10 protein-coding genes are annotated in these 13,704 nt (G+C 40.3%); 9 read left to right on the forward strand and 1 reads right to left on the reverse strand.

Translation table 11 applies throughout. The annotated features are described in order from the left end of the window. The 3 genes from hemH (at nt 1) to hemQ (ending at nt 3,649) form a co-directional block, all read left to right on the forward strand. Nucleotides 1-900, forward strand: coding sequence for a ferrochelatase (gene hemH, locus ACWTVK_RS06930; protein ID WP_456046387.1), 900 nt, complete (start codon nt 1-3; stop codon nt 898-900). Then, the gene (hemG, locus tag ACWTVK_RS06935) at nt 897-2,675 is read left to right on the forward strand and encodes a protoporphyrinogen oxidase (protein WP_456046388.1); all 1,779 of its coding nucleotides are present in this window, start codon (nt 897-899) and stop codon (nt 2,673-2,675) included. Before hemH ends, hemG begins: the two co-directional genes overlap by 4 nt. A 242-nt stretch (nt 2,676-2,917) precedes the next feature. After that, entirely contained in the window at nt 2,918-3,649 is a 732-nt protein-coding gene (hemQ, locus tag ACWTVK_RS06940) for a hydrogen peroxide-dependent heme synthase (protein ID WP_456046389.1), read from the forward strand. 314 nt (nt 3,650-3,963) lie between these two features. On the opposite strand, the gene ACWTVK_RS06945 is transcribed toward hemQ, so the two are convergent. After that, entirely contained in the window at nt 3,964-5,301 is a 1,338-nt protein-coding gene (locus tag ACWTVK_RS06945; protein ID WP_456046390.1) for an MFS transporter, read from the reverse strand. 355 nt (nt 5,302-5,656) lie between these two features. Between ACWTVK_RS06945 and ACWTVK_RS06950 the strand changes: the two genes are divergently transcribed. From ACWTVK_RS06950 to ACWTVK_RS06975, 6 genes are all read left to right on the forward strand, one after another. Next, nucleotides 5,657-6,343 (forward strand): Crp/Fnr family transcriptional regulator, encoded by a 687-nt coding sequence (locus ACWTVK_RS06950; protein WP_456046391.1) that lies wholly within the window; start codon nt 5,657-5,659, stop codon nt 6,341-6,343. Nucleotides 6,344-6,414: 71 nt separating this feature from the next. Continuing rightward, nucleotides 6,415-10,092: a nitrate reductase subunit alpha gene (locus tag ACWTVK_RS06955; RefSeq protein ID WP_456046392.1), complete on the forward strand. Its 3,678-nt coding sequence runs from the start codon at nt 6,415-6,417 to the stop codon at nt 10,090-10,092. Further along, nucleotides 10,082-11,509: a nitrate reductase subunit beta gene (narH, locus tag ACWTVK_RS06960; protein ID WP_105086438.1), complete on the forward strand. Its 1,428-nt coding sequence runs from the start codon at nt 10,082-10,084 to the stop codon at nt 11,507-11,509. Before ACWTVK_RS06955 ends, narH begins: the two co-directional genes overlap by 11 nt. Continuing rightward, the gene (gene narJ, locus ACWTVK_RS06965) at nt 11,509-12,033 is read left to right on the forward strand and encodes a nitrate reductase molybdenum cofactor assembly chaperone (RefSeq protein ID WP_105086439.1); all 525 of its coding nucleotides are present in this window, start codon (nt 11,509-11,511) and stop codon (nt 12,031-12,033) included. The genes narH and narJ overlap by 1 nt, the downstream gene beginning before the upstream one ends. Beyond that, entirely contained in the window at nt 12,030-12,701 is a 672-nt protein-coding gene (gene narI / locus ACWTVK_RS06970; RefSeq protein ID WP_005387642.1) for a respiratory nitrate reductase subunit gamma, read from the forward strand. Before narJ ends, narI begins: the two co-directional genes overlap by 4 nt. Nucleotides 12,702-13,038: 337 nt before the next feature. Further along, nucleotides 13,039-13,641, forward strand: coding sequence for a hypothetical protein (locus ACWTVK_RS06975; protein ID WP_303939615.1), 603 nt, complete (start codon nt 13,039-13,041; stop codon nt 13,639-13,641). Nucleotides 13,642-13,704: the final 63 nt, after the last annotated feature.

Genomic DNA, 13,704 nt, shown 5'->3' on the forward strand with positions numbered 1-13,704 from the left:
GTGAACATCGAGAAAAAAGGATTATTATTCTTATCCTATGGTAGCCCTTCAAGTAAGGATGATTTAGTGCCATACATGACGAGTATTCGTCATGGTCGCGTGCCGACCGATGCTGAAGTTGCAAATCTTACCCATCGTTATGATGTCATTGGTCAGTGGTCCAACGTAGAATTACAAACGATGGCAGAACGTCAATATAATAGACTGCTTACTTTGTTGCCATCCATACCATCGGCCATTGGATATCTTCATTTGAAGCCGTCTATTGCTGATGCGGTAGATGCATTAGTCAAACAAGGTGTAGAGCATATTATCGCTATCGTAACGGCTCCATTCTTTACGTCTCTTGGCACTGGTGCTTATGAGAAGCAAGTGCAGGCTGCAATTGGTGACCTTCAAGGTGTAACCTTTGATGTTATTCGTGCTTGGTGGGATCAACCTTCCTTTATCGAGTATTGGGTAAAAGCAGTTTCAGACTGCATCAATGACACTAAAGATGTATTTGTCATTTTTAGTGCTCATAGCATACCTCTTATTAATAGTCATAATGCAGACTCTTATGCTTTGGCCTTAGAGGAAAGTGCAAAAGAAATCGCTCAACGTTGCGATTTAGAACAGTGGTCTGTAGCTTGGCAGAGCGCAGCCCCTCACGGACAATGGTTAGGGCCAACCGTAGCGGAAGCAATCAATCAAGCTCTACGTAGTGGTGCGATACATATAGCCTTTGTACCATTTGGCTTTGTAAGTAATCATGTAGAGGTATTGTACGATAATGATGTAGAGTGTAAAGAACTCGTTGATGCTGGCGGCGCTGTATATATGCGTGCAGAAATGCCGAATTGTGATGAAACATTCTTGCAAGCGATGGCGAGTGCAATAATAGAAAGGATTCATTCGTGAATGTAACAATAGTGGGCGGTGGCTTAACCGGATTGACAGCGGCTTATTATTTAGGCCATGCAAAGCCGGACTGGACCATCACTCTTTATGAACAAGCACCACGATTTGGTGGGAAAATACAAACACAACGCGTCGATGACTTCGTGGTAGAGCTCGGACCTGATTCTTACTTAGGCCGTAAAACGGAAATGACGGATCTCGTCTATGATCTCGGCTTAGGGGACACCCTTGTATCGAATGAAACAGGGCAAGCCTTTGTATATGACAAAGGTTCTATTCATCCTATTCCCGGGGGCTCTATCATGGGCATCCCTACGGAAATGATGCCTTTTGTGAAAGCAACGCTTATTTCTTGGCCTGGCAAATTGCGCGCTGGTTTAGATTACTTTAAAAAGCCATACCAGCTAGATAAAAATGGAGATGTATCCATTGGTCATTTCTTTCAATACCATTTAGGTCAAGAAATGATGGATAAGCTCATCGAGCCTTTATTGGCGGGTATCTATGGTGGCGACATTTATAAAATTAGCTTGTTATCTACATTCCCTCATTTTATTCAAGTAGAACAAAAATATGGGAATATGGTAAAAGGCATGATGGCTGCTAAGATGGGTCACTCTAAAGCGGGGGTTACTAAAGCGGCTAAAGGCGCCGTAGCTGAAGGCGACGTACCGCGTGCTGGTAAAGGGACTATGACAGACCGTCAATTCGAAAGTCATGAAGCAAAGTCTAGTCAAACTGCATCTATGAATAATAGTTCAAACAGTTCTGGCCATGCCACAAATACTGGTCCACACCGACAAACTAGTAAGGTTCAAGCGGATATGGCGAGTCGTAAGGGGACTGCTGCTCAATCTGGTATGTTCCGCCAGTTAACAGGTGGTCTTGAAAGCGTGATTACCGCTATTGTTGAGGCTATGCCTAGCAATGTGCACTTGCATACAGGGACACTAGTTTCTAATATTCGCTATGTTGAAGGTATGTATGCTATCGATGTGGTGAAGTCTGGAAATGATGCTTGTGGCTGTGAAGCTAATGCTAGTGCTAATTTTAATTCTAATTTCAAATCCAATTCCAATTCCATTAAAACTGATTCTATTAACGCTGATAACAGGATTGAAACTAGCAATTCTACTACAGATTTAGCTACAGATTCAGCTACAGAGGTACTTCTTGATAAAGCTCCTGCTATGGCGGATCATGTGATTATATCTACACCGCCGGCGACGTATAATCAATGGTTTAAAGATGATGAAGGCTTTGATTTCTTGCGCTCCATGGAACAGTCGAGCTGTGCTATTGCTATTATGGCCTTTGATAAAGCTACCTTTGATGGTGACTTAAAAGGTTCGGGCCTCTTGATTACACGCAACACAGATACGCCTCTTACAGCGTGTACTATTCTTAATCAAAAATGGCCTCAAACAACGCCTGACGATAAAATCGTATTGCGCGTCTTTATTGGAAAACCTGGCAATGATGTAGTAGAGCATCTCAATGATAAGGAACTTTCAGAATTAGCAGTGGAAGAAATTCAAAACATTATGTGTTTCTCTGCTAAGCCTGAATGGGTGCGTATCAATCGTCTTATTCACTGTATGCCGCAATATAATGTAGGGCATCGTGCAGGTATTAAGGCTGTCCGTGAACATGTAGCTGAAAACTATCCTAATTTACACCTCATCGGTACGCCATTTGATGGTATTGGTATTCCAGACGGTGTAAAACAAGCAAAAGAATTAGTGCAGGCTATTGTAGAGGACAATGAAAACTAATAAAAACTAGTAAAAATTAGTAAAATATAAATATTGATTTAAACGAAAAAGCAATACTAATGTGTGCCCGTTTATTACAGTTTACTATTAGCTGTATATTGATATTCCATATTGAAAATTAATATTAATAAATAATTATAAGAAAAGACTCCATATGCTATAATAGTATATGGAGTCTTTTCGATTCTTAAAGTAAAAGATATATCATTTTAATATAATCACTATAGATAGGAGTGATCACAATGGGAAAAGCAATCCCTACAGTAGAAGGTTGGCATAGCCAACACATGGTATTTGCCATGGATTTTAGCGCATGGAACTGTTTTACAGCTGATGAAAAAGCAGCAGCGCGCAACGAATTAAAAGCATTTTTAGCAGATCTTGAAGCTAAACATCAAGCTAAAGAAGGTAGCTATGCATTCTATGATTGCAATGGCGCAAAAGGGGATTTGATTCTATGGATCCTTGGTCCATCCCTTGAATACTTGGCACAAGTAGAACGCAAATTCCGTCGTCTTGCGATTGCAAGCGTATTAGTTCAAACATATTCTTATACATCTGTAACAGAAGTAAGTGCTTACGTTAAAGCTAAACTCGATACAGAAGAAGTTAACCAAAAACTTTACCCTCATGTACCTCGCGACAAATACATCTGTTTCTACAATATGTCTAAAAAACGCGAAGGTAATGATAACTGGTACATGCTACCACCACAAGAACGCGGTATGTTAATGAAATCTCACGGTGAACTTGGTAAGACATATTTAGACGTTCTATCTGAATTCACCACAGGTGGCGTTGGTTTAGACGACTGGGAATGGGGCATTACAATTTTCAGTAATGATGACATCCAATTCAAAAAAATCGTATACGACATGCGCTTTGAAGTAGCTAGTGCAAAATACGGCATCTTCAGCGACTTCTACGTCGGTACCATCATCGACGATGCACTACTAGAAGAAATCTTTGGATAAAAAAGAAGGGACTGCCTAGCAGTCCCTTTTTTCTCCCTCGAAATGAAGGCTATAATTTTGAATAGAAAATTTACTGTACGCACTGTACTTATACTGCGTAAAATATAATTCACTATGTTTGAGTAGCTTATCCATAACTATATTTTCATAAAAGAGAACCCCGCATCGATCCGACTTACGAGGTCAAGGCCCTAGGCCGCAGACCTGATACGTATGGAGGAGAGATGCGGGGTTTCTTTTATCACTTAGTTAAGAAAAGTGAATTATATTTTGTTGTACCGTCCAGTGAACGTAAATTTTCTGTTTCCAGAAAATTATACGTTCATATTTGCGCTTTTACGCACATAGAACCAGTAGCATACTGCTACAGTTACGATGTTGAAGGCTAACAATACAGCAAAGGCTGGGTGAATATTGCCGAATGTGGAATATACAAAGCCGAAGATTTTAGGTGTAATGAAGGCACCGTATGCAGCTACGGCAGCAACGAAACCTGTAATTAAAGAGGAAAGCAATGGATTGCCGAATACGTGAGGAATCATACGGAATGTAGCACCAGTTGCGAAGCCACAGCATACGAATGTCAACACGGACATAGCAAAGAAGAATGGGAAGTTGTGCATATCTACGCCAACTGCAATTAGTGCTGTTGTTGCACATAGACCGAGAAGGCTTACAAAGGTAACTTTTGTACCGCTGTTAATTTTGTCGGATAACCAACCGCCTACAGGACGAAGGGCACCTGCTACAAGAGGACCAACAAATGCGATAGAAGCAAATGGAACTTCAGGGAATTCTTTACCTACTAATAAGCCAAGTGCTGCCGCATAACCAGAGAAAGCACCGAAGGAACATGTATATAACAAAGTAAGTGCCCAAGTGTGTTTGTTACCAAAGATTTGTACAAGGTTTTTAGGGTTTGGTTTTTCTAATGGCAAGTTATCCATGAAACGTGTCATAAGTGCAAGGATAACAACGAGTGGTACGACCCACATGAAAGCTGCATTGGCAAGATATACGGCGTTGCCTTTAATAATAGCTGGTGTTACACCAAATACGCTACCTAATGCAGCGGAACCCATAGCGAATGGAGCTAAGAAGTAGATTACGGAGATACCAAGGTTACCAACGCCGCCGTTGATACCAAGGGCTGTACCTTTTTCAGATTTAGGGAAGAAGTTGCCAATGTACGCCATGGAGGACGAGAAGTTGGCGCCTGCTAAACCGATAAGGGCTGTTAAAATCATGAATGTCGTATAAGAAGTTGTTGTATCTTGAACGGCAAAGCCAAGCCATACAACAGGAACTAATAAAATAAGTGTGGAAATAAATGTCCAGTTCTTACCACCGATTAAGGCTGGCATGTAGGTATATACGAAACGTAATGTAGCACCTACAAGACCTGGTAATGCGGCTAATGTAAATAATTGATCTGTTGTAAAGTTAAAGCCAGCGCCATTTAGTTGTGCTGCAATGGTTGCCCATAAATACCATACACAGAATGAAAGGGTTAATGCAATTGTGGATATAACCAAGTTTTGTTTAGCAATTTTTTTACCAAACTTTTCCCAAAATTCTGGATTTTCTGGTTGCCAATTAGCCACAATTTCGCTACGGCTTGCCCCTACTTGAGGCATTTTTAGTTCGCTCATTTTGAACTTCTCCTTACTGAAAAACTATACATGCAATGAAGACATGGAAGATACAATTATCAGTCAATGTATATGAATATTGCAATCTATAGAATTTCTATAGAAAGTATTCGAATTACTTAGAGAACTGAGTTATAATTATTGTATCAACTAAAATTGCAATGTCTTATATCACAAATATATTATATATTGTAAAATTTTTTGTGAATGTGACATAAAACACACATATTCTGAAATTAATAAGTTATAATAATCTTATATATACAAAAAAGTATATAATACATGTGCTTTTACTATAAATAGATTAGTATAACTAATGGATTTTATTTTAAAAGTACAATGGAGTGGTGAAGGTATGGATGAAAATTTAATTAACCAATTACTTGCTTTGTCGGGCGAGGAACTCCATCTTAAAAAAGGTGATTTTCTCTTCCACGAGGGGGACAAGGCAGAACACTTTTACGTAGTGTTAAAAGGTAGAATGAGCATTAAGAAGTTCGAATCTAGTGGGCACATTTTTGCGTTGCGTCTAGTAGGTCCGAATAATGTAATTGGTGAGGTTCCGTTGTATGAGGAGAACACAAGAACTTATGTGTTCAACGCCATCGCTCGGGAGGATTGCTCTGTTTATTCCATTCGCTATGATGTGTTAGAGCCAGCTATTGCAAAAGATCATTCATTGGCTATTGCGATGATGAAAATCTACACATTACATATGCGTCGTCAACAGGCAAAATACCGAGACTTGCTACTATATGGCAAGAAGGGAGCATTTTATTCTACCTTGTTGCGCTTAGCCAATAGTTATGGTGTAGAGCGCGAGGATGGTATCTTTATCGATATCGCCCTAACAAATCAAGAGTTGGCTGAATTTGCTGCCACATCAAGAGAAAGTTTAAATCGCATGCTAAGTGAGTTGCGTAAGTTGGGCTATGTAGCCTATGACAAACACCATCTAGTAATCTGTGATTTTGATGCTTTAATCGGATTGCTTGATTTAGAGGTTGATAATATAGACCCTAATATTAGTAATATCGAATAACAGTATTTTCTCCTTTGTGTTAGCTCAGCTAGCACAAAGGATTTTTTTGTAGTTTTGAAGGAGGACACGAGATGAGCTTGTTGTCTCAAAAGTTTAAGTTTCTTCGCAAGAAGAACGTATCTCCAAGCGGCCATCAAATAACTGAAGATGGCGGTCGCGAGTGGGAAAATTTTTATCGTGACCGTTGGTCTTACGATAAAGTTGTCCGCACAACGCATGGCGTAAACTGTACTGGTTCTTGTAGCTGGAATATCTACGTTAAGAATGGTGTTGTAGCGTGGGAAAATCAGGCTACTGATTACCCTGAAACACCAGATGATATGCCGGATTACGAACCACGCGGGTGCCCTCGTGGTGCAACATTCTCTTGGTATCTCTATAGCCCATTGCGCGTAAAATATCCATATGTGCGCGGTGAATTGGCTGAGCTTTGGAGAGAAGCGAAAAAGAATGCTAAGAACCCAATCGAAGCTTGGAAATCTATCGTAGAAGATCCAGAAAAAGCAAAAAAATACAAATCTGCCCGTGGTATGGGTGGCTTTGTGCGCTCCACATGGGATGAAGCGACAGAAATTACTGCTGCATCCTTATTATATACTGCAAAAACATACGGCCCTGACCGCAACGCAGGCTTCTCTGTAATTCCAGCGATGTCCATGTTGTCCTATGCAGCAGGTGCTCGTTTCCTTAACTTAATGGGTGGTTCACCATTGTCTTTCTATGACTGGTATGCCGATTTACCACCTTCTAGCCCTCAAGTTTGGGGTGAACAAACAGATACTCCTGAATCTGGTGACTGGTACAATGCTGGTTACATCATGACTTGGGGTTCTAACGTACCATTGACTCGTACACCAGACGCTCACTTCTTAACAGAGGTTCGTTACAAAGGTACTAAAGTAGTATCCGTATCCCCTGACTATGCGGAATCTACAACTTCTTCCGATGCTTGGCTCAATGTAAAAGCCGGTACTGATGCGGCTCTTGCTATGGCAATGGGTCACGTAATCTTAAAAGAATACTACATCGATAAAGAGACTCCATACTTCAAAGAGTATGCTAAAGAGTTCACAGATATGCCATTCCTTGTACGCGTTGAAGAAATCAACGGCACTGTACAACCAGGCCGTTTCTTAAATGCTAAGGATTTAGGAAGCAAAGAAGACGGTGCTGATTTCCAAACTGTATTAATTGATGAAACAACAAATGAAATCGTTGTTCCAAATGGTACAATGGGCGACCGTCACACAAATCCACAAAAATGGAACTTACGCCTTGAAAACCGCGATACAGGGGCTAAAATCGACCCTCGCTTATCCGTGTTTGATCAACGTGAAGATGTGACTGTTGTTAAGTTGCCATACTTTGGCGATGAAGAGCATGAAGGCGTTATCGAACGTGCTATTCCAACGATTACAGTACAAACTGTTGATGGTCCTGTAAAAGTAACTACCGTATATGACCTTATTCTTGCTAACTATGGTATCGACCGTGGTATCGGTGGTGAAGTGGCTAAATCTTATACTGATGACACTCCTTACACACCTACATGGCAAGAAAAAATCACTGGCGTAAAAGCAGACATCGCTATTGCTACGGCTCGTGAATTTGCAGATAATGCAGAAAAAACTAAAGGTCGTTCCATGATTATCATGGGCGGTGGTATCAACCACTGGTACCATGCTGACGTGATTTACCGTACAATCTTGAACCTTATCATGTTCTGCGGTACAGAAGGTGTTAACGGTGGTGGCTGGGCTCACTACGTAGGTCAAGAAAAACTTCGTCCTATTGAAGGCTGGGGCGGTATCATGACAGCTAACGACTGGAGTAAAGCTCCTCGTTTGCAAAATGGTACATCTTGGTTCTACTTTGCTACAGAACAATACCGTTCTGATTGCATCGACTTGGCAGACCGCGTATCTAAATTAGCTAAGCCTCGTTATCGTCACCCTGGCGATTACAACGTATTGGCAGCTCGTTTAGGTTGGTTGCCATCTTACCCTACTTTCAATAAAGGCAGCCAAGAATTGATTAATGATGCTCGTGCAGCTGGTGCTGGTACAGAAGCAGAAATTAACCAATATGTGGCGCAAGCGTTGAAAAATAAAGATTTACAATTCTGCGTAGAAGATCCTGCGGCTAAAGAAAACCACCCACGCAACTTGTTTGTATGGCGTGCGAACCTTATCGGTTCCTCTTCTAAAGGCCATGAATACTTCTTGAAACATCTATTAGGTACTAAAAATGCGGTATTAGAAGATGACGATGCACCTACACGTCCAGAAGAAATTAAATGGCGTGAAGCTGATGGGGCAGGTAAACTTGACCTCTTAATCGACATCGACTTCCGTATGGCTTCTACAGGCTTGTACTCTGATATCGTATTCCCTGCAGCTACATGGTATGAAAAAGAAGACTTGTCTTCTACAGATATGCATCCATATGTACATGTATTCCAAGCTGCTGTTGATTGCGCATGGGAAACTAAATCTGACTGGGATACATTCCGTACCCTTGCAGAAACAGTATCTCGCGTAGCAAAAGAGTCTGGCTTCACAGAATACGAAGATATCGTAGCATTGCCTCTTGGTCATGACAGCCCAGGTGAAGTGGCTCAACCAGAAGGTAAGGTTCTCGACTGGAGCAAAGGCGAATGTGAACCAATTCCTGGTAAAACAATGCCTAACCTCGTTCATGTAAAACGCGACTATAGCCAAATCTTTGAAAAATTCATTGCTTTAGGACCTAACATCGAAAATAAAATGGGTGCTCATGGCTTGGCTTGGGATGTATCTGATGAATATCAAACATTGTACGCACAAAATGGTAGAATCGATAATCCAGAATTCATTTCTCATGGCCGTCCAAGCATTTACGAATGTAAAGAAGCTTGTAATGCTGTATTGACATTGTCCTCTTGTACAAATGGTAAATTGGCTGTTCGTTCTTGGAAGGCAATGGAAGAAAAAACTGGTCTTTCTGGTCTTGAAAAGAACGCAAAAGGTCGTGAACAAGAAAAAATTACCTTTGATGACATGGTTCGTCAACCACGCTTCATTATTAGCTCTGTAACAAGTACTGGTAAAAACGATAAAAACCGTCGTTATTCCCCATTCACAACTTCTACAGAAGATAAAGTACCATTCCGTACCGTAACAGGTCGTCAATCCTTCTATTGTGATCATGAAATGATGCGCGATTACGGTGAAGCTATGGCGTTGTACAAACCTGTATTGTCCTACAAACCAGTACAAGGTGACTACAAACAAGAAGGTATTCCAGAAATTACATTGAAATACTTAACACCACATAATAAGTGGTCTACACATAGTATGTACTTCGATAGCCAACAAATGTTGACATTGTTCCGTGGTGGTCAAACTATTTGGCTCAACGAAGACGATGCAGCAGAAATTGGCGTTAAAGATAATGACTGGGTAGAAGCTTTCAATAAAAATGGTGTTGTGGCAGCTCGTGCAGTTGTATCTCCACGTATTCCTCGTGGCATTTCCTATATGCATCACTCCCAAGATCGTCACATCAACGTTCCTGGTACGCAAGTTAAGAAAGACCGTCGCGGTGGTACACACAACGCACCAACTCATATTCACATGAAACCGACACACATGATTGGCGGTTATGGTCAATTGAGCTATGGCTTTAACTACTATGGCCCAACTGGTAACCAACGTGATATGACAATTGTGGCTCGTAAGTTGAAGGAGGTGGATTGGCTTGAAGATTAAAGCTCAAGTATCCATGGTCCTAAATTTGGATAAGTGTTTAGGCTGTCATACATGCTCTATCACTTGTAAAAATACATGGACGAACCGCGAAGGCGCGGAATATATGTACTTTAATAACGTGGAAACTCGCCCAGGTGTAGGCTATCCACGTAATTGGGAAGACCAAGAAAAATGGAAGGGCGGCTGGACGCTAGATAACTCCGGTAAATTAGCTCTTTCTACAGGTTCTAAAACAAATCGTTTGATGAAATTATTCTTCCATCCTGAACAACCAGAGTTGAAAGATTATTTCGAACCTTGGACTTACGACTATGAAACATTGATTCATGGTGGTCGTAAAAATAACCAACCAGTTGCTCGTCCTCGTTCTCTTGTAACGAAACAAAAAATGGAAGTTACTTGGGGCCCTAACTGGGATGACGATTTAGCTGGTGGTCAACATGCTCGCTCTGATGTGAACTTAACTAAGATGGGCCAAGATATCGTATTTGACTACGAAGAAGTATTCATGCGTTATTTGCCTCGTCTTTGTAACCACTGCTTGAACCCTGCGTGTGTAGCTGCATGTCCATCCGGCGCGATTTATAAACGCGACGAAGATGGTGTAGTTCTCGTATCTCAAGATGTATGCCGCGGTTGGAGACATTGTGTTCCATCTTGTCCATACAAAAAAATCTTCTATAACTGGGAAACTAATAAAGCTGAAAAATGCGTATTCTGTTACCCACGTTTAGAAAATGGTTTGCCTCAAATATGTGCTGAAACTTGTGTAGGTCGTATGCGCTATGTTGGCGTTGTATTCTACGACATGGACAAAGTTGAAGAAATGGCGGCTACAAAAAATGAACAAGACATTTATGAAAATACATTAGATTTGATTTTGGACCCTCATGATCCAGAGGTTATCAAAGCGGCTCGTGCAGAAGGTATCTCCGAAGCATGGATTAAAGCAGCTCAAAAATCTCCTGTATACAAACTTGTAAAAGAGTGGGGCGTGGCATTGCCATTGCATCCTGAGTACCGCACATTGCCAATGGTTTGGTATGTGCCACCACTCAGCCCAATCTTGCAACGTGTAACATCTGATGTATACTTGCCAGATGCACATGAAATGCGCGTACCTGTACAATACCTTGCTAACTTGTTTACAGCAGGTAATACAGAAATCTTAGCTCGTACATTGCAACGTGTTCTCGACATGCGTGAATACATGCGCCGTCGTGAAACAGGTGACGGTCCTATTGAACATAAAGTTGATTTAACAGAGGATCAAATGTACGGTATGTACAAATTGTTGGCATTGTCCAAATACAATGATCGCTTTGTTATTCCATCTGATGTAAAAGTATCTCGCGAAGGTCGCCTTGAAATGCAACATAATCGCGGCTTTGCTTGCCCTACAGGGGGATGTCAATAATGAAGGATGCTCAGAAAATCGCTCTTATTGCGTCATTTCTTCTACGCTATCCTGATGAACAATGGTATAACGAACTACCTGAATGGAGAGAGGACGCCCAATCTGTTGGGCATCCTCAACTTCGCCAAGGTTTATTAGAATTCTTCGACTATGTAGAGGAATCCAATAAAAAAGAATTTGAAGACCAATATGTTCGTACCTTTGATTTTAGTCAAAATACAACAATGTATTTGTCGACTTATGAATTACAAGGTACTGGGGAACAAGCAGAAGAACTCGTTAAATTTAAAGCTTTCTTCCTAGAAAACGACTATGATTTGCCAAAAGAAATGCCAGACTATGTTCCAGCACTTCTTGAATTATGTGCCGTTATCGATGATGAAAAAGCAAAAGAAATTTACGACTATTGTAAGCCAAAATTGGAATACATTAGAGAACGCTTCATTGAGGCTAAATTGCCTTATGCATTCTTGTTTGATATTATCTTGTCTGTTGCAAATGGATTGGAGGACGGTGCACGATGAATCTATTCCTTTGGGGCGCTTTGCCTTACATCGCTTTCACCTTCTTAATCGTAGGTACTTTGGTTCGTTTCTTCTATTTTGAAAGAAACTGGACTACAAAATCGAGTGAATTTTTAGAGAAAAAACAATTGCGCATTGCCAATCCATTGTTCCACTTTGGCTTGCTTTGCGTTATCGGTGGTCACGTAGTAGGTGTGTTAATCCCTAAAACTTGGACTGCTGCAATCGGTATTAATGACCATATGTACCATGAAGGTGCGTTATACATGGGTGCTGTAGCTGGTATTATCTTCATCGTAGGCTTCTTGCTTTTGATGAAACGTCGCTTTACTGTACCTGCTATGAAAGTTAACACATCTGGCCTTGATAAATGGTTATACTTGTTCTTAACATTAGCCATTTTCAGTGGTATGGCTGGTACATTGCTTAATGCATCTGGTTTCTTTGATTACCGCGTATCTATCGGTCCTTGGTTCCGTAGCTTACTATCCTTTATGCCTGATCCATCCTTGATGGAAGGCGTACCATTCATGTTTAAATTCCATATGTTAGCGTGGATGGTGGTAGCTATTATCTTCCCATTCAGCCGTTTGGTACACTGCTTGAGTGTTCCACTCAACTACTTAACACGTCCGTTCATTGTATATCGTAAACGAGACGAAAAATAATTAGGATGATGATTGATTTGTATGTCCTTCATGATATGACAAATTAATCGTAGCCCCTTGTAATAGTGAAAGCTGATGCTCACTACTACAAGGGGCTTTTATTTGCTAATTTTGGATAAAGTAGTTTAGATAACATAACATTGTTTCTGATTGAGTAATCTATTTATACCGAAATACTTTGCAGTTGTTTACATAGTTAGAATAAAAGTCTAAATTAGAATTATTCTTATAATGAATATTATTTATCTAATAAAAGTAATCTACAAATATCGATTTAAATGATAAAATATCTTAGATAGATTATGTATCCATAGGTATTATTTTAGAGAGGTTTTAGATGAATCAAGTTGAAACAAAACAATACAAGAGTATTTACCATATCTTTATATGGATCGGTGTATTTTCTTTAATTATGATTGGTTTACTAGAGTGGGGCTATATCGTAGGTGGTCGTGCCTTTGGTAACTATAAAGTATACACAGGTCTTGTGCCTTGGTGTACATGGATTGTTATGACTTACTTAGCAACGCGCCCTAAATGGTTTACAAGCCGTTATAATTTAGGTGAAATGTTCAAGGTTCACCGTGCATTAGGTATTGCATCTGTAGCTGTTATTGCATTCCATTTATATTTCTATTTTGGTAAAGCTGCTAACTCTGTCCTCGGCTGGTGGGGTGGCTATGTAGCGCTTACTGCCTTCGGTATTGGTACAATCTCTGGCCTTGCATTCTTAACGCCAAAACTTAGAAAAGTAACTGCATCTAGCCGTAATATTGGTATTTGGTTGCATCGTTTCAACTTGGTTGCATTAGTAGCTGCAGATATCCATATTCATGGTTTTAATCGCATTTCCAAAATGGTGCCATTCGTACAAGTATTTGATATTATCACGTACGGTCTTGTTATCTACTGTATCTACTTGATGTTTAAAAAGAAATAATAAGATACATATCAATCCCTTCTGTTTTATACAGAAGGGATTTTTTCGTTATATTTTTATGAT

This window comes from Veillonella sp. Ser01, from assembly GCF_053850375.1.